At 65.9% G+C, this 15,049-nt stretch carries 21 protein-coding genes; 7 read left to right on the forward strand and 14 right to left on the reverse strand.

From position 1 onward, the window contains the following. The first annotated feature begins 119 nt into the window (after positions 1-119). Positions 120-767, forward strand: coding sequence for an HAD-IB family hydrolase (locus P0Y52_07615; protein WEK59393.1), 648 nt, complete (start codon positions 120-122; stop codon positions 765-767). Between the two features lie 26 nt (positions 768-793). Here P0Y52_07615 and P0Y52_07620 read toward each other — a convergent pair whose 3' ends face one another. From P0Y52_07620 to tig, 3 genes are all read right to left on the reverse strand, one after another. Further along, positions 794-1,114 (reverse strand): hypothetical protein, encoded by a 321-nt coding sequence (locus P0Y52_07620; GenBank protein WEK59394.1) that lies wholly within the window; start codon positions 1,112-1,114, stop codon positions 794-796. 89 nt (positions 1,115-1,203) lie between these two features. Then, positions 1,204-1,845, reverse strand: a complete 642-nt coding sequence (locus P0Y52_07625) for an ATP-dependent Clp protease proteolytic subunit (GenBank protein ID WEK59395.1) — start codon at positions 1,843-1,845, stop codon at positions 1,204-1,206. Between the two features lie 168 nt (positions 1,846-2,013). Beyond that, a complete protein-coding gene (tig, locus tag P0Y52_07630; GenBank protein WEK59396.1) occupies positions 2,014-3,357 on the reverse strand; it encodes a trigger factor in 1,344 nt (447 codons plus the stop codon). Positions 3,358-3,527: 170 nt separating this feature from the next. Between tig and P0Y52_07635 the strand changes: the two genes are divergently transcribed. Next, positions 3,528-4,229 carry an MBL fold metallo-hydrolase gene (locus tag P0Y52_07635; protein ID WEK59397.1) on the forward strand — a complete coding sequence of 234 codons (702 nt, stop codon included), beginning with the start codon at positions 3,528-3,530 and terminating at the stop codon, positions 4,227-4,229. A gap of 1 nt (position 4,230) precedes the next feature. Here P0Y52_07635 and P0Y52_07640 read toward each other — a convergent pair whose 3' ends face one another. Further along, a complete protein-coding gene (locus P0Y52_07640; GenBank protein WEK59398.1) occupies positions 4,231-4,509 on the reverse strand; it encodes a hypothetical protein in 279 nt (92 codons plus the stop codon). A gap of 111 nt (positions 4,510-4,620) precedes the next feature. Here P0Y52_07640 and P0Y52_07645 point away from each other — a divergent pair, with 111 nt between their 5' ends. Together P0Y52_07645 and P0Y52_07650 are read left to right on the forward strand one after the other, a co-directional pair. Next, a complete protein-coding gene (locus tag P0Y52_07645; GenBank protein WEK59399.1) occupies positions 4,621-4,776 on the forward strand; it encodes a hypothetical protein in 156 nt (51 codons plus the stop codon). A gap of 98 nt (positions 4,777-4,874) precedes the next feature. After that, on the forward strand, positions 4,875-5,105 hold the full coding sequence (locus P0Y52_07650; GenBank protein ID WEK59461.1) for a general stress protein: 231 nt from the start codon (positions 4,875-4,877) through the stop codon (positions 5,103-5,105). 89 nt (positions 5,106-5,194) lie between these two features. Here the strand turns inward: P0Y52_07650 and egtB are convergent, their stop codons facing one another. After that, on the reverse strand, positions 5,195-7,342 hold the full coding sequence (egtB, locus tag P0Y52_07655; protein WEK59400.1) for an ergothioneine biosynthesis protein EgtB: 2,148 nt from the start codon (positions 7,340-7,342) through the stop codon (positions 5,195-5,197). A gap of 172 nt (positions 7,343-7,514) precedes the next feature. Here egtB and P0Y52_07660 point away from each other — a divergent pair, with 172 nt between their 5' ends. Then, positions 7,515-8,120 carry a sigma-70 family RNA polymerase sigma factor gene (locus tag P0Y52_07660; GenBank protein ID WEK59401.1) on the forward strand — a complete coding sequence of 202 codons (606 nt, stop codon included), beginning with the start codon at positions 7,515-7,517 and terminating at the stop codon, positions 8,118-8,120. A gap of 58 nt (positions 8,121-8,178) precedes the next feature. Next, on the forward strand, positions 8,179-8,415 hold the full coding sequence (locus P0Y52_07665) for a hypothetical protein (GenBank protein ID WEK59402.1): 237 nt from the start codon (positions 8,179-8,181) through the stop codon (positions 8,413-8,415). 60 nt (positions 8,416-8,475) lie between these two features. Here P0Y52_07665 and P0Y52_07670 read toward each other — a convergent pair whose 3' ends face one another. From P0Y52_07670 to P0Y52_07685, 4 genes are all read right to left on the reverse strand, one after another. Next, a complete protein-coding gene (locus P0Y52_07670; protein WEK59403.1) occupies positions 8,476-9,681 on the reverse strand; it encodes an acyl-CoA dehydrogenase family protein in 1,206 nt (401 codons plus the stop codon). A gap of 105 nt (positions 9,682-9,786) precedes the next feature. Beyond that, complete coding sequence (locus P0Y52_07675) at positions 9,787-10,089, reverse strand: SCP2 sterol-binding domain-containing protein (GenBank protein ID WEK59404.1); 303 nt, start codon at positions 10,087-10,089, stop codon at positions 9,787-9,789. A 117-nt stretch (positions 10,090-10,206) separates the two neighbouring features. Next, positions 10,207-10,884, reverse strand: coding sequence for a TorF family putative porin (locus P0Y52_07680; GenBank protein WEK59405.1), 678 nt, complete (start codon positions 10,882-10,884; stop codon positions 10,207-10,209). A 141-nt stretch (positions 10,885-11,025) separates the two neighbouring features. Beyond that, the gene (locus P0Y52_07685) at positions 11,026-12,423 is read right to left on the reverse strand and encodes an ammonium transporter (protein ID WEK59406.1); all 1,398 of its coding nucleotides are present in this window, start codon (positions 12,421-12,423) and stop codon (positions 11,026-11,028) included. 286 nt (positions 12,424-12,709) lie between these two features. Between P0Y52_07685 and P0Y52_07690 the strand changes: the two genes are divergently transcribed. Beyond that, on the forward strand, positions 12,710-12,910 hold the full coding sequence (locus P0Y52_07690; GenBank protein ID WEK59407.1) for a hypothetical protein: 201 nt from the start codon (positions 12,710-12,712) through the stop codon (positions 12,908-12,910). 471 nt (positions 12,911-13,381) lie between these two features. On the opposite strand, the gene P0Y52_07695 is transcribed toward P0Y52_07690, so the two are convergent. The 5 genes from P0Y52_07695 to P0Y52_07715 are packed head-to-tail and all read right to left on the reverse strand — an operon-like array spanning position 13,382 to position 15,036. Next, positions 13,382-13,573 carry a helix-turn-helix domain-containing protein gene (locus P0Y52_07695; GenBank protein ID WEK59408.1) on the reverse strand — a complete coding sequence of 64 codons (192 nt, stop codon included), beginning with the start codon at positions 13,571-13,573 and terminating at the stop codon, positions 13,382-13,384. Further along, complete coding sequence (locus tag P0Y52_07700) at positions 13,570-13,989, reverse strand: thermonuclease family protein (GenBank protein ID WEK59409.1); 420 nt, start codon at positions 13,987-13,989, stop codon at positions 13,570-13,572. The genes P0Y52_07695 and P0Y52_07700 overlap by 4 nt, the downstream gene beginning before the upstream one ends. After that, the gene (locus P0Y52_07705) at positions 13,986-14,489 is read right to left on the reverse strand and encodes a MazG-like family protein (protein ID WEK59410.1); all 504 of its coding nucleotides are present in this window, start codon (positions 14,487-14,489) and stop codon (positions 13,986-13,988) included. Before P0Y52_07705 ends, P0Y52_07700 begins: the two co-directional genes overlap by 4 nt. A 56-nt stretch (positions 14,490-14,545) precedes the next feature. Further along, positions 14,546-14,788 carry a hypothetical protein gene (locus P0Y52_07710; GenBank protein WEK59411.1) on the reverse strand — a complete coding sequence of 81 codons (243 nt, stop codon included), beginning with the start codon at positions 14,786-14,788 and terminating at the stop codon, positions 14,546-14,548. 8 nt (positions 14,789-14,796) lie between these two features. Next, positions 14,797-15,036, reverse strand: a complete 240-nt coding sequence (locus tag P0Y52_07715; protein WEK59412.1) for a hypothetical protein — start codon at positions 15,034-15,036, stop codon at positions 14,797-14,799. Positions 15,037-15,049: the final 13 nt, after the last annotated feature.

Below are 15,049 nucleotides of genomic sequence, written 5' to 3' on the forward strand. Positions count from 1 at the left end.
TGCACGAAGGTCTTCAAAAAAAGACAATCACCCATCACACGTTCCGCCACAACCCTGTTGCGACACGACAATGTCGCTAACAGGGGCGGACAGCACAGTTTCTATGGGGATCACGGCTAATGTCAGACATGGGCGCCGCACAATCGTTTCGCCAGTCCCCTGTGGGGAGCCGTCCCATCGTCGCCTTCGACTTCGACGGCACCCTGACGATTCGCGACAGCTTCACCGCCTTCTTGCGTTGGCGCGCGGGCGCGGCGGGCTGGGCCATCGGTCTGGCCAGGATGGCCCCCGCATTGGCGGCCTACATCGGCGACCGCGACCGGGGCCGGATCAAGGCCGCCTCGGTGCGTGAATTCCTGCACGGCGTGGAGCGTCAGGCGCTTGAGGCCGAGGCCGAGCGTTACGCCGATCAGGTCTGGGGACGCTTCATGCGCCCCGACGCCCTCGCCTGCTGGAAGGCCTGGGGCGAGAAGGGCGCGCACCGCGTCATCGTCACCGCCTCGCCGGAAACGACCGTCGCCCCCTTCGCCCGCCGTCTGGGGGCCGAGGGCCTGCTGGGCACGCAGCTTGTTTTCGATTCTCAGGACCGCGTCACCGGAGCCTTCGCGGGCGAGAACTGCCGGGGCGAGGAAAAGGTGCGCCGTCTGCGCGCCGCCTATGGCGACGACATGACGCTGGCCGCCGCCTATGGCGACACCTCGGGCGACACCGAAATGATCGCCATCGCCGCTGAAAAGGGCTTCCGCGTCTTCACCGCCCGTCCCTGAGCACGCCCGACGCGCAGGGCCGACGGTCAGTGACCGTCGGCGTCCACGTCAAAGACCATGGGCTTGCCGCGCGAGGTCGGGTTCCAACCTGCCTCCATCGCCGAGACCACGGCGTTGCGCACCGCATCGACGTTGACCCGCTGCTTCTCGACGTCCGGCCGGCCGTTGGGACGCAGCGGCGCCGGAAACTGGATGATGGCCTCGCGCTTGAAGTCCACCAGGCACAGGGTAACGGCCATGCCCTCCCACTTCCCGCCCGCCTTGGGCTGAGGCTGCCGGCGGATCTCCCACTCATAGATGTCGCCGTCGACTTCGACGGAGCCTTTGGAATCGCGCGTGTACTGCATGGCCGCCTGATAGCACGGGCGTTGAAACGATTCGAGGCGGAGCCCGTCCCCGGACCCCGCCTCGCTATCTCAGACGATGAACCTCAGGTTCAGACCGTCTTCACGCCGTCGTCGTCGGCTTGCGTGCGCTTGTCATAGACGTGGTCGACGATGCCCCAGGCCTTGGCTTCTTCGGCGGTCATGAAGTGGTCGCGGTCCAGGGTGCGCTCCACTTCCTCATAGGTCCGGCCGGTGTGGTGGACGTAGATCTCGTTCAGGCGGCGCTTGGTGGCGATGATGTCCTCGGCGTGGCGCTCAATGTCCGAGGCCGTGCCGCGGAAGCCGCCCGAGGGCTGGTGCACCATGACCCGCGCGTTCGGCAGGGCGATGCGCTGGCCGGCTTCACCCGCCGTCAGGATCAGCGAACCGGCCGAGGCGGCCATGCCCATGACCACGGTCGAGACCGGGCTCTTGATGTATTGCATGGTGTCGTAGATCGCGAGCGCCGAGGTCACCTGACCGCCGGGGCTGTTGATGTACATGCTGATTTCCTTCTTCGGGTTTTCCGATTCCAGGAACAGCAGCTGGGCGCAGATCAGCGAGGCCATGCCGTCCTCGAACGGACCGGTCAGGAAGATGATCCGCTCGCGCAGCAGGCGCGAAAAGATGTCGAACGACCGTTCGCCGCGGCTGGATTGCTCCACCACCATCGGCACCAGGTTGTTGGAGATGTAGTCGATCGGATCGCGCATGAAGGCCTTCTCGAATGCATGAGGGACGCGACTCACCGAGCGCGCGCCTGTCCCCCTACGATATCGCGTTCATGAGGCCTTGGCGCAAGGCGGCGCTCAAAAGCAAATCCCCGCCCCGGAAAACCGGGACGGGGATCAGAAGCCTCAGCTTGGAGAAGAAGAAGGGGTTTAGCCCTCGTCTTCTTCCTTCAGCAGCTCTTCTTTCGAGATCGGCGTGTCGGTGACGTCGGCGACGCCGACGATCAGGTCGACGACCTTCTCTTCATAGATCGGCGCGCGCAGTTGGGCGGCGGCGTTGGGGTTCTGGCGATAGAAGTCCAGCACCATCTTTTCCTGACCCGGATAGTTGCGGGCTTCGGCCATGATGGCGCCCGAAAGCTCCTGGTCCGTCACGCCGACGTTGTTGGCGCGGCCGATTTCAGCCAGCACCAGACCCAGGCGCACGCGGCGTTCGGCGATCTTCTTGTACTCGGCCTTCAGCTCGTCGTCCGACTTCTTGGCGTCTTCTTCCGGCAGACGGCCGGCGTCCTTGTCAGCCGACACCTGGGCCCAGATGCCTTCGAACTCGGCGTCCACCATCTTGGGCGGCAGATCGAAGCTGTGCGCCTCGTCCAGTTGGTCCAGCAGGGCGCGCTTCAGCTTGAAGCGGGCGGCGCCCGCGTACTGTTGATCCAGATTGGCCTTCAGCAGCTCTTTCAGCTTGTCCAGCGACTCCAGGCCGATGCGGGTGGCGAACTCGTCGTCGATCTTGGCTTCGGCCTCGGCCTTGATGGCCTTCACGGTGACGTCGAAGGTGGCCAGCTTACCGGCCAGGTTCTTGGCCTGGTAGTCTTCCGGGAAGGTGACCTCGATGGTCTTCTCTTCGCCGACCTTGGCGCCCTTGAGCTGCTCTTCGAAGCCCGGAATGAAGCGGTTGGATCCGATCACCAGGTCGGCGTCCTCGGCCGAGCCGCCTTCGAACACTTCACCGTCCAGCTTGCCGACGAAGTCGATGGTCAGTTGGTCGCCTTCGGCGGCCTTCACGGCCTTGCCCTTCTTGTCCTCATAGGACTTGGCCTGCGAGGCCAGTTCCTTCAGGGCTTCTTCCAGATCCTCGTCCGAAGCGGTGTAGGTCGGACGCTCCAGCTTCAGGGTCTTGGGATCGACCGGGGTGAAGTCGGGCATGACTTCCAGCGACATTTCATAGGCCAGGTCTTCCTGACCGGCGATGACCTTGTCCATGTCCGAGATCAGCTTCATCTCGGCCGGGGCGGCCGGACGCAGCTTGGCGTCTTCCAGAGCTTTCTGGCTGGTTTCGTTCAGCGAGGCGTTGATGATTTCGCCCATGAAGTCACGGCCGAAGGTCTTCTTGACGTGGGCGGCCGGCACCTTGCCCGGACGGAAGCCCTTGAGCTTCATCTGGGGCGCAACTTCCTTGATGCGCGCTTCCAGCTTTTCGTTCAGCTCGGCTACCGGGATGGTCACCGCGAGCACGCGGCTGAGGCCTTCGTTCGACTTTTCGACGACTTGCATGGTCGGGATTCTGACGCTCTGTGGCGACGCCGAACGGCGCGCGCGGTGGATAAAGCAATAGGGCCGCCCTTTTGGAGCGGCGCCTCGAAGCCCGCTCTTATGTCGAGAAGGGGCCGAAAGGTCAACGCGCCCGGTTCCTTACTCGCCCTGCTGCCGCTATCTGAGAGGCCATGAGCCAGCCCGCCTCCCCCATCGGCGTCTTCATCACGCCAGTCACGCCCTTGCAGCAGAACTGCACCACCGTCTGGTGCACCCGGACGAACAAGGCCGCTGTGATTGATCCAGGCGGTTCGGCGGATGCGATTCTGGGCGAGATCGCGCGGCGCGGCCTGACGCTGGACGCCATCTGGATCACCCACGGCCACCTCGACCACGCGGGCGGCGCCGCCGAGATGCAGGAAAAGACCGGCGTCCCCATCATCGGCCCCCACGCCGAGGACCAGTTCTGGATCGACCTGATTCCCACCCAGGCCCAGAAGTACGGCCTGCCCGACGCCCGCACCTTCACCCCGACGCGCTTTCTGGGCGACGGCGACGTGCTGACCCTCGGCGAGACGACCTGGGAGGTCGTCCACTGCCCCGGCCACACGCCCGGCCATGTCGTCTTCTTCAACCGCGAAGCCCGCTTCGCCCAGGTCGGCGACGTCCTGTTCCAGGGCTCGATCGGCCGGACGGATTTCCCGCGCAGCGACCACGCAGCCCTACTGAACGCCATCACGACCAAGCTGTGGCCCCTCGGCGATGACGTAACCTTTGTGCCGGGCCACGGCCCCCACTCCACGTTCGGGGCCGAGCGGCGTTCGAACCCCTATGTGTCGGATCAGGCGATGGCGCGTGCGCCGATCGCCCGGCCGGCTTCCGGTCCGTCCTGACCTATCGGGCGGCCAACAGACCGACGATCACGCCGATACCCAGGGCGTAGAGGGTCGCCCGCGTCGGCTGGTCGCGAATGGCGTCGCGCGCCCTTTTGACGCGCCGATCGGCCCAGACCCGCGCCTCTGCCGCGTCCTCCCGGACCGCCCGGCGGATCGGGCGCGGCGGGACACCCTGGGCGAGGATGGAGTCCGCCTCCCGCTCCAGTTTCAGGCTCTCCGTCGAGACGCCGTTGATGATGTCTTCCGGCGAAACGGCGGACGTGTAGGGCTCAGCCATAAGCAATCTCCTGTGATGAGAGGTCGCATTTCAACCCGCCGATCCGCCGCGGGTTCCTGATCGAACCGCCTTCTCTCCCCAGGCGTTGGAGCGGTCCGACAGGAGATATCCATGACCTATATCGAACCCGATACGCCCCAGGGCGCGCCTGAAATCGAGCCGCCCGCCACGCCCCAGCCCGACCTTCAGCCCGGCGAGCGCCCGGACGAGCTGCCGCCTCTCGAACCGGGCGGCGGCGACCCCGGTGATTCCCGCCCCCACGACTGACCGTCCACAGAACAAGGAAATGGTTCTTGTTCGGAACCACGGCGGCGGCGCCGGGTTCTTTCCGGCAAGCGCCACCGTCTTTGAAAGGAACAGCCGAAATGGCCGAAGGTCAGCCTACCCGCGGCTCGGGTGTTTCCAAGCGAGGCTTCGCCTCGATGGACCCCGAACGTCAACGCGAAATCGCCCGCAAGGGCGGCGCCAGCGTGCCTAGCGAAAAGCGAAGCTTCTCACAGGATCGCAGCCTGGCCGCTCAGGCCGGCCGCAAGGGCGGCGAGGCCTCACACGGCTCGCGCAACAAGACCGACAGCGAAACCCCGTCCAAGGGTTAAGCCCTCACCTCCCCCATCAAGGCGGCGCAGCCCAAGGGCGCGCCGCCTTTATGCTGCGCGCCTTTCCCGCGTCGCCTGCCCCCCCCTGGTCAGGCGACCAGCAAGGCCAGCCCGACGGCGGGATCCGAGCCGACTTCAAAAGCCTCCATCTCCCAGCCCGCCGCCTTCGCCAGCGCCACCACCGACGCCCGATCGAACTTGCGCGAGCTTTCGGTATGGATGGTCTCGCCAGCGCCGAAGCGGAAGGCCAGCTTGCCCAGACGCACGGTCATGGGCCGTGTCGCCTTCAGATGCATCTCCATCCTCGACTGGTCCGCGTTCCACAGCGCCAGGTGGTCGAAGGCCTCGGGCTCGAAATCCATGCCCAGTTCGCGGTTGGCCCGAACCAGCAGATTGCGATTGAACGCCGCGGTCACGCCTTGAGCGTCATCATAGGCCGCGACCAGGATGTCCGGCGACTTCACCTGATCGACTCCCAGGATGAACAGGCTGCCCTCGCCCAGCACCTCCCGCGCTGATCGCAATAGGGCGACCGCCGCCTCGGGCGTCAGGTTGCCGATGGTCGATCCCGGAAAGAAGCCGACCCGTCTCCCCTTGCCGGCCTCGGCGGGAGGCGGCGCCAGGTGTTCAAAGTCCCCCACCGTCGGCAGGACCTTCAGCCCCGGATAGTCGCCGCGGATGCGCTCGGCCGCCTCGTTCAGCGCGGTCGGGCTGATGTCGATGGGAACATAGGCGGCCAGGTCGCGCGCCGCGTCCAGCACGATACGCGTCTTCTCGCTGGCCCCTGATCCCAGTTCGACCAGAACCGCGTCCGGGCCGAAACGCCTGGCCCATTCCGGCGCCACCCGCCGCAACAAGGCGGCCTCCTGCCGGGTCGGATAATATTCCGGCAGACGCGTGATCTCCTCAAACAGCCGAGAGCCCTCAGCGTCATAGAACCACTTGGGCGGGAGGGCCTTCGCCCGGCGCGACAGGCCGTCGATCATGTCCTGACGAAAGGCCGCATTCACGCCGGTCTCCTCAATCTGCGTCTCGTCCGCCGCCAGCCGGACCCCGGCGAACATCCAGCGCTGATGCGGATAGTAGAAGTTGCGATAGCTGGGTCGCGCATGCCCCTCCGGCGTGGCGAAGGCTCCGCCGCGCAGGACCATCTGATTGGCCATGAACTTGCCGTTGTACTCGGCGGCCGTTCCCTCGGTCGGCCGGAACCCCGGATAGGGGGCGTAGGCGCTGACCGTCCACTGCCAGACCTCGCCGGTCAGGTTCGAGAAGGCCCCCGCTTCCGTCCGCGCCGCCTGCTCCCATTCCGCCTCTGTCGGCAGCCGCCGTCCCGACCACCGCGCAAAGGCGTCGGCCTCGTAGAAGCTGACGTGGCGCACGGGGGCGGCGGGATCGACAGGCTGTCGCCCGGCCAGGGTCATCGTGCTCCACCCCGCCGTTTCCTCGCGCCAGTAGAGGGGCGCGGTCCAGCCTTCGGCCTTCACCTGGGCCCAGCCGTCCGACAGCCAGAACTCTGCCCGCCGATAGCCGCCGTCGTCGATAAAGGCGATCCAATCACCGTTGGTCGCCAGATCGGCGGCCAGCGAGAAAGGCTCCAGCCAGACCCGGTGCGCCGGGCGCTCATTGTCGAAGGTGAAGTTCTCGGGCCCCGCCCCAATCGTCGTCAGCCCCCCCTCGAACGCCGCCCAGCCTCCCCGCCGAGCTTGAACCGCACCCACACGCGGCTCCGCTTCGTAAGCGGCGGGGTCCAGCGGCGAGCGCGCCATCAGGTTCAGCATATCCATCAGAAACAGCTCCTGATGTTGCTGTTCGTGATGCAGCCCCAGGTCGAACAGATACCGCTCCAGACCCTCATCCAGACCCTCGGCCAGGCGCGCCTCCATGCGACGGTCGATCTCGTCGCGATAGGTCATGACCTCGTCCAGCGACGGCCGCGACATCAGCCCGCGCTCGGCCCGGTCCACGCGCTCGCCCAGCGCCTCGTAGTAGGAGTTGAACAGCCGGTTCAGCCGCGGATCGACCGGGACATAGCCGGGACGCCGCGCCAGGATCAGGGTCTCGAAGAACCAGCTGATATGGGCCAGATGCCATTTTCCCGGACTGGCCTCGGTCATCGACTGCGCCGCCAGGTCCTCCGCCGACAGCCCGGCCGCGAGGCGCCGCAACACGCCCCTTGTCCGCCGATAGACCGCCACATCCTGCTCAACGACGGGGGAAGCCCGAAGGGGTCGGCTCATTCGCTGGGTTCTCGCTGACGGCTGATCTATCCGTCTTTTGAATGCCGCCTGACGCGCACGGTTCCGCTCGCTCACAAGGCCCGGCGCGCGGAACGGTCGTGCAGAGCCCGCGTTTCCGCCACGCGCCCTCCACTGTCGGACCGCGCCGCCCGGCTTTCAGGATTCCCGTTGCATGCCCGATGTTCGCGTGCCTGACGGGCCGCAGGACAATGGCCCGAACTATTCAGCCTCCTCTCGCCCCATCGGGATTGTCGATCCGGCCGACTGGCGTCACGCCATCACCGGCTTCCTGCCCTCCCTGCGCGCCTTCGCCTTCACCCTGTCGCGCAACGCCGCCGACGCCGACGACCTGGTGCAGGAGACCCTGACCAAGGCCTGGGCCCACCGGGCGCGGTTCGAGCCGGGCAGCAATCTGCGGGCCTGGCTTTTCACCATCCTGCGCAATAGCTGGTACACAGGCGCGGCCAAACGCCGGCGCGAAGTGGCGGACGAGGAAGGCCGCTACGCCGCCGGTCTGACCGCCGAGGCCAGCCAGGAATGGACGGCCGAGTTGACCTCGCTACAGGCCGCCCTGAACGCCCTTCCGGCCGAGCATCGCGAAGCCATCGTCATGGTCGGGGCCGCGGGCCTGTCCTATCAGGAAGCGGCCGACATCTCCGGCTGCGCGGTCGGGACGATCAAGAGCCGGGTCAACCGCGCCCGCCACCGACTGGCCGTCCTGCTGGACATTGAAGCCCCTGCGGATGCTGTCCAAAATGTAATCGACGAAGGCAGCTAGGCCGGAGGAACACCCCCTCTTTTGATCGGTTCTAGCAGCAGACTTGGGAGAGTCGAACATGATGAACCCCCTGCATATCCAACCCCGCACTCCGAGCGAAACGGACGCCTCCGCCGCGGGCGCGCCCGAAGCGCCAAGAGCCAAACAGACCGGTTTCAAAGGCTGGCTCAACCGCCACTTTGGCGCCGAGCCGCCCCAACATCACAGCCCCAACTTCTTCATCAGCGACGTGACGGAGGGCGGCATCGGCTCGCACCACCGCCATCAGGTCTTCCGACCAGACAAGCGTCATTAGCGATCAGACCCTGACCTGGTGAACCAGGGGCCATGGCGACCGCCACGGCCCCCTTTTTTTTCAGCGGCGGCCGCCGTGCTTGGCGTATTCCAGCCGAGCAATGGCGCGATTGTGCACCTCGTCGGGGCCATCGGCGATCCTTAGGGTCCGCACCGTGGCGTAGAGTTCGGCCAGAGGCGTATCGCCGGACACACCCGCCCCGCCAAAGGCCTGGATGGCGTCGTCGATGACCTGCAGCGCCATCTTCGGCGCCGCCGTCTTGATCTGGGCGATCTCGGACTTGGCGTTCTTGGCGCCGACCTCGTCCATCATCCAGGCGGCCTTCAGCACCAGCAGGCGGCACATCTCGATATTGGTGCGCGCCTCGGCCACGCGCTGTTCCCACACCGAATGCTCGGCGATGGCCTTGCGGAAGGCGGTGCGCGTCAGCAGACGCTGGCACATCAGCTCCAGCGCGACCTCGGCCGCGCCGATCACGCGCATGCAATGGTGGATGCGGCCCGGGCCCAGGCGTCCCTGGGCGATCTCGAAGCCCCGCCCCTCGCCTGCAATCAGGTTCTCGATCGGGACACGGACATTCTCCAGCACCACCTCGGCGTGACCGATCGGCGCCTCGTCATAGCCGAACACCGACAGCATCCGCTCGACGCGGAAGCCCGGCGTGTCCACGGGGACGATGATCTGGCTCTGCTGCTGATGCGGCGCCGCATTCGGGTCGGTCTTGCCCATGACGATGGTCATGGCGACGTTCGGGTGCGCCATATTGGTCGACCACCACTTGCGGCCGTTGATCACATAATGGTCGCCGTCGCGGACGATGCGGGTCTGGATATTGGTCGCGTCCGACGAGGCCACCTCGGGCTCGGTCATCAGGAAGGCCGAGCGAATCTCGCCCGCCATCAGCGGCTTCAGCCAGCGTTCCTGCTGCGCGGCGTCGCCGTACATATGCAGGACTTCCATGTTTCCCGTGTCAGGCGCGTTGCAGTTGAACACCTCGGCCGACCACAGTCGCCGCCCCATCAACTCAGCGAGCGGCGCATATTCCAGATTGGTCAGACCCGCGCCGTGCTCGCCCGGCAGGAACATGTTCCACAGCCCGGCCTCACGCGCCTTGGCCTTCAGCGCCTCCATCACGGGGGCCTGGACCTTGGGATTGCCGTGAACCTGGGCGCGGTATTCCGCCTCAGCCGGCACGACATGCGCCTCAATGAAGGTCGACAGACGCTCGCGCCACATCAGGCCGCGTTCGGAGGGGGCGAAATCCATGGTCGTGTCCTCAATCTCTTCACCGCGCTTCTGCGAGCGCCGATAGCAAAACGGCGCGGCCCCGAGGGAGCCGCGCCGTTCTTTTTCTGGTGGCTCAGAAACGCATCAGCGCTTCAGCAGCGGCGCCAGCTTCTGGGCGATCATCATGTCGCCGGCGATCTTCAGCTTGCCCTGCATGAAGGCCATCATCGGGTCCAGCTTGCCTTCCGACAGGGCGACGAAGTCGTCCCACTTCATCGAGACGGTGGCGTCGGCGGGCTTGTCTTCGTTCGACACCGAGTTCGGCGTCGAGGCGCCGTCGATGAAGATCTTGCCGACATCGCCCAGGTCCAGCTTGACGGTCTTGCCGAGGCCAGAGTTGTCGCCCACGGCGCTACGAATGTGATCAGTGACGGCGTTCAGGTCCAAGTGCGTCTCTCCCAAGAGCAAGATTGAGGCGCAGGCGTAGCCCGCTGCGAGGGCGGCGCCAAGATCACGCTAGGGAAAGCGGCGACCGGTCGCGCCCCGGACGCCGCCCCGCCGTCCCTAGAAGCTGGCCTTCAGCCCCACCACGAAGCGGTCGTCGGTCAGCGGCCCGTCCACGTCCGTGTCATGATAGCGCACGTCCACCGCCAGGTTGTCGGTCAGGGCATAGGCCAGGCCCAGGTTCCAGGTGGTGTAGTCGTCGGTGACGTCCAGCCACTGATGGCCGACCGCGCCCGAGACGGTCCACTTGTCGGCCAGGGCGTAGGCGGCGTTGGCTTCCAGATAGGTCGCCTCATCATCCACGCCGAAGAAGTCGGGCGAATAATAGACCGCCGCGCCCAGGGTCGCCGGACCGACGGCCCGCGACGCCGCCGCCTTGAACTCCACGAAGTTGTAGTCCGCCGCGCCGGGCTCGTTGACGTAGAGGTAGCCCAGCACGCCGAAGTCCAGGGCATAGCCCGCCGCCTCGGTGCGATACCCGCCGTACAGATCCACCTCCGCGTCGGTGTCGTCGCCAAAGTCGACCGTGGACGCCCAGGTCCCGGCATAGAAGCCGCCGCCGAAGGTCACGTCGACCCCGCCCTGAATCGCCGGATCCTCATTGGTCTGGCTGGCGCCGCGGAAGACGTAGTCGCTGACCACGCCGATGTTGAACGCCACCTCGGGCTGGCTTTGCGCCTGGGCCGAGCCGGCGGCGATCAGGACCAGCGCACTGGCGCCGATAAGAACTCGTTTCATGACATATCCCCTTGATGTCTGTGGTTGCCGCACGTCTGCCCGCAAAGTCGTTGATGAACAGCGACCAGGGGGCCTCTTTCGAAAGTTTCGCTTGTTGATGGCGGGACGCGGCAGGGAGGCGCCGCGTCCCGCCCCTCTTCCTCAGACGCCGTCCAGCACTTCCCCGTGCAGGTGGGCGTCCAGGCCGTCTTCCTCCTGCGCGTCGGTGACGCGAAGGCCCGTGGTGTATTTGCAGATCAGCAGGATGATCAGCGTGCCGACCGCGCTCCACAGGATGGTCCAGACCAGACCCAGGGCCTGGGCCCCGATGTTGGCCCCTTCCGACAGGCTGTTGATCGCGGTGGAGGCGAAGACGCCCGTCAGCAGCGCGCCGACCAGGCCGCCCGCGCCGTGCAGGCCGAAAGCGTCCAGGCTGTCGTCATACTTCAGCAGCTTCTTCAGCCAGACCGACGAGACGTAGCAGGCCGGACCGGCGATCAGGCCGATGACGACCGCGCCCTTGGGATCGACGAAGCCCGCCGCCGGCGTAATGGCGACCAGACCCGCGACGACGCCCGACAGGACCCCGATCAGCGACCATTTCTTCTTGTAGATGACCTCGACGAACTTCCAGGTCAGCGAGGCCGCGGCCGCCGCCAGCAGAGTGTTGATCAGGGCCGCGCCCATCAGGCCGTTGGCGGCGCCCGCCGAACCGGCGTTGAAGCCGATCCAGCCGACCAGCAGCAGCGAGGCGCCAATCATGGTCAGAACCGGATTGTGCGCCGTGATAGGCTCGACGCCGTAGCCCTTTCTCGGCCCAAGGAACAGGGCGCAGACCAGGCCCGCCACGCCCGAGTTGACGTGCACCACCGCGCCCCCGGCGAAGTCCAGCACCCCTTGCGCTCCCAGGAAGCCGCCGCCCCAGACCCAGTGGGCGATGGGGGCATAGACGATCAGCGACCACAGGGCCGTGAACAGCAGCATCCCCGAGTATTTCAGACGCTCCGCAAACGCCCCGGTGATCAGCGCCGGGGTGATGATGGCGAAGGTCAGTTGGAAGGACACCCAGAGGAACTCTGGAATGCCCGGCAACAGGCTATGCGCCGTGTCCACCGTCACCCCGTTCAGGAACAAGGCGTCCAGACTGCCGACATACTGGTTGACCCCCGCATCTCCGTTGGTGCCGAAGGCGATGGTGTAGCCGGCGATGAACCAGGTCAGCGACACGACCGCAAAGGCGGCGACCGACTGGGTGATCGTGGCGATGACGTTTTTGCGGCGCACCATGCCGCCATAGAAGAGCGCCAGACCCGGCAGGGTCATCAGCAGGACCAGGGCGGTGGAGGTCCCCAGCCAGGCCGTGCCCGCCGCATCCAGCTCCAGCGGAACCTGATGCAAAAACAGCGCCGGAGCAGGCTCCGACGCTGTAACAGCGGCACTGGCGATGTTGGCGACGGTCGCGGCGTCCGGCGCCGCAAGCGCCGCACCGACCGCGAACAATCCCCCGGTCAGACAAAGAAGGGCGAGAAGCCCCGGTAGACTATTTTTCAACTGCGTCATGCCTGTATCCCCTCATGCGTTTCGCAGTTGCGAACATTTTATTGCATTTGCTAACTCGGCAAGAGGGAAAATGCGGCGCACTGAGAATTTTTCACCACAAGGTCACGCCGTTCCTCGACGCGAGAGACATTCACCACCCACGATCGAGCCTGAAAGAGAAGATTTACCTCAAAGACTCACCGAAACCGCCACACACAGACCCGCGATCGTCGACTTTACAGGCTTTTACGATGGCCGCCGTCGCGGGGCCCTAGGATGCCCGCAACCCGATGTGCGAGGCCGCGCCATGACCCCCCAGTTGTCTTCCGACGACGCTCACCTGAATCGCCTGTGGCGCCGAACCTTCGGCCAGCCCCTGCCGCTGATCGGCGCGCCGGAGATCGCACGGCGCATCCTCCGCCAGAACGGCGTCTCGGCCAGGGATCTCGCCCGCCCGCTCGCGAACGAAGCCGCATTGCCGCCCGTCACGCCGACAGAACCGCGATGAACGACGGAAAGCAAAAGAAGCGGCGCCCCGCCCTACCCGGCCTAGAGCGCCCGAGGTGGAAGGCCGTCGCCCAAGGCGGCGCCCTCCGGCCACGCCAACGGCCCGATCAGAGTATCCTTCTCGACACAGAACGGGTTCATCTGTCCCTCCCAACCGCCATTCAGCGAGCAGGAATAGCAGCCCGAAACCGTGGCCCCAGCGACAAGGACGGCCATTACCTTCCAGACGCGACCGGATTTGGAAAGGGCGTGCGGGACGTCTCTCATAGCGACAGCCTATCACCATCCGGCGCGACGTCACGCCAGCCGCCATCATCCCTGATGGGCCCAGAACCCGGAACGGGGCTTGAACGTTTGCGATTTTTCGGCTGCCCCCCGACGACGGGGGTTTCTGGCGGAGACGGAGGGCGCGCTACCTTTCCGCTATGACGGAGTTTGCGCGCCGATCTCCTGCTCCGCCCTAAGTCACGCCCTAAGCGGCGTCGGGCGTTTCGGCCAGCAAAGCCTCGAGAGACGATCTGGGGATAACCGTCTTCGCCCCGATTTTCACCCGCCGAAGCTGCCCGTTTTTCATCAGGTCGAAGATCGTGGATCGGCCGACCCCAAGAGCCTCGGCGGCTTCGGCCGGCGAATAGGCCAGCTTGTTGTCGTTCGCAGCGCTCATTGCCAGATGCCCCTTCCCTGCTCCCGCGCCAGCCGCTCCTCGCGCCGGTATGGATCGCCATAGTTGGTCTCGGAAATGGCCAGGCCCTCGCGAACGAGGATGGCCCCCAGGTCGCGGCCGTTGACCGTGCAACGCGCCACGTTTCGACGATAGCGGTCCGTGTCGGTGATCCCGCAGCGGGCGCCGTTGGCGGCGAGTTGGCGGGCGCGGGTCTTGGCGCGCTCGGCGGTGGCCCGTGCGGCTGGAGAACACGCCCACACATCGGGGCGTTGGCGGCATCGGGTGAACGGCGCGACTTCTCCGGCATCGATCCCGGCCAGTCGAACGCGATGGCGCTCGCCGTCAGCGGTCACGCACCGCCCGCTGTCGCCGTCGGACATCAGGAGGGTGGCGCAGATCAGGACGAGCGCACTCATGTAGGATCGCCCTTCGGCAGCGTCGCGCCCCAGGGCAAGATTTCACCCGCGCCGCCCTCGCTGAAATGGTCCAGAGCGCGTTGCACTTCGGGGTGTTCGAACAGGCCCGCGGCGCCAGCCAGCGTGCCGATGACCTGATAGGCCTCGCCGGCCGCATTACCTTCGCGATCGCCAGCCGCGAGCCGTGTTGCCAAGCCGACCTTCTCGCTGGTCGCGTTGAACTTCCGCGCCACTGCAGCCTCCAGATCGATGCCGTAGTGCATGGCGATCAGGTCTGCGCAGATCAGGACGTCGGCCAGTTCGTCCGCCAGTTCGTCGACGGTCGCGCGCGAGCCGAGGATGCCGAGCCGCTCGCGCTCCAGCTTCTTGATGACATTGCAGGCCTCGCCGACTTCGCCAGCCAGCTCGTTGCCCCGATAGGCGGCGGTGATCTGGTTGTCCTGATCCCACTCGGCTTGGCGAGCGATATTGGCGGCGCGGAGGGTCGTGTGCGTGGTCATATTTGTGCTCATAGCAGGCGCCGTCACCTTCTCGCGCGGGCTCATGGTCTCAGGCATCACCACGTCTCCCCGGTCAGTTCGTCGATGGGGCAGGAATAGAGGCTGGGCTTTTTCGGCTTCATGCCGAGCAGATCAGCGACCTTCTCCAGTTCCTTCATCTCGGCGTCGATCTGGTCTCGGATCGCCACGATCCGCTCAACACGTCGCTCCAGCACCCCTATGTCGTGGTTCGCGTTCTCCCATCGCTGCGCCAATTTCTCGGCGCGGCGCTGAACGTCATCGCGAATGGTCTCAGGCATCGGGGCGGTCATGCGTCACCTGCCAGAATATCCTGACGTGCAACCAAGCCCGTCGAGTTGTTCCAATACATGCCGTAGAACGGGCATCCCGGCCCCTGAACGTGACCATAGCCGCGACGCTCCAGGCTGCGCGCAACGGCATAATCAGCGCCGTTCTTAAGCTCGACGCCACAACCCTCATCGCCCGTCACGTCGTCAGGGTCGCTCTCGCAGATCATCGCGCGCTGCTTCACTGTGAAGTTGCTCATTCCCCCGCCTCCC

Origin of the sequence: Candidatus Brevundimonas phytovorans, from assembly GCA_029203145.1 — a bacterium.
GTDB classification, from domain to species: Bacteria; Pseudomonadota; Alphaproteobacteria; order Caulobacterales; family Caulobacteraceae; genus Brevundimonas; species Brevundimonas phytovorans.

Bases quoted from the DNA above. Each gene is read 5' to 3' on its own strand.
- P0Y52_07665 (WEK59402.1), top strand. From the start codon at position 8,179: ATGATGAACCCCCTGCATATCCAACCCCGCACTCCGAGCGAAACGGAC.
- P0Y52_07645 (WEK59399.1), top strand. From the start codon at position 4,621: ATGACCTATATCGAACCCGATACGCCCCAGGGCGCGCCTGAAATCGAG.
- P0Y52_07705 (WEK59410.1), bottom strand. From the start codon at position 14,489: ATGACCACGCACACGACCCTCCGCGCCGCCAATATCGCTCGCCAAGCC.
- P0Y52_07680 (WEK59405.1), bottom strand. From the start codon at position 10,884: ATGAAACGAGTTCTTATCGGCGCCAGTGCGCTGGTCCTGATCGCCGCC.
- P0Y52_07710 (WEK59411.1), bottom strand. From the start codon at position 14,788: ATGCCTGAGACCATTCGCGATGACGTTCAGCGCCGCGCCGAGAAATTG.
- P0Y52_07615 (WEK59393.1), top strand. From the start codon at position 120: ATGTCAGACATGGGCGCCGCACAATCGTTTCGCCAGTCCCCTGTGGGG.
- P0Y52_07640 (WEK59398.1), bottom strand. From the start codon at position 4,509: ATGGCTGAGCCCTACACGTCCGCCGTTTCGCCGGAAGACATCATCAAC.
- egtB (WEK59400.1), bottom strand. From the start codon at position 7,342: ATGAGCCGACCCCTTCGGGCTTCCCCCGTCGTTGAGCAGGATGTGGCG.
- tig (WEK59396.1), bottom strand. From the start codon at position 3,357: ATGCAAGTCGTCGAAAAGTCGAACGAAGGCCTCAGCCGCGTGCTCGCG.
- P0Y52_07620 (WEK59394.1), bottom strand. From the start codon at position 1,114: ATGCAGTACACGCGCGATTCCAAAGGCTCCGTCGAAGTCGACGGCGAC.
- P0Y52_07690 (WEK59407.1), top strand. From the start codon at position 12,710: ATGACCCCCCAGTTGTCTTCCGACGACGCTCACCTGAATCGCCTGTGG.
- P0Y52_07660 (WEK59401.1), top strand. From the start codon at position 7,515: ATGCCCGATGTTCGCGTGCCTGACGGGCCGCAGGACAATGGCCCGAAC.
- P0Y52_07715 (WEK59412.1), bottom strand. From the start codon at position 15,036: ATGAGCAACTTCACAGTGAAGCAGCGCGCGATGATCTGCGAGAGCGAC.
- P0Y52_07695 (WEK59408.1), bottom strand. From the start codon at position 13,573: ATGAGCGCTGCGAACGACAACAAGCTGGCCTATTCGCCGGCCGAAGCC.
- P0Y52_07625 (WEK59395.1), bottom strand. From the start codon at position 1,845: ATGCGCGATCCGATCGACTACATCTCCAACAACCTGGTGCCGATGGTG.
- P0Y52_07670 (WEK59403.1), bottom strand. From the start codon at position 9,681: ATGGATTTCGCCCCCTCCGAACGCGGCCTGATGTGGCGCGAGCGTCTG.
- P0Y52_07635 (WEK59397.1), top strand. From the start codon at position 3,528: ATGAGCCAGCCCGCCTCCCCCATCGGCGTCTTCATCACGCCAGTCACG.
- P0Y52_07650 (WEK59461.1), top strand. From the start codon at position 4,875: ATGGCCGAAGGTCAGCCTACCCGCGGCTCGGGTGTTTCCAAGCGAGGC.
- P0Y52_07685 (WEK59406.1), bottom strand. From the start codon at position 12,423: ATGACGCAGTTGAAAAATAGTCTACCGGGGCTTCTCGCCCTTCTTTGT.
- P0Y52_07700 (WEK59409.1), bottom strand. From the start codon at position 13,989: ATGAGTGCGCTCGTCCTGATCTGCGCCACCCTCCTGATGTCCGACGGC.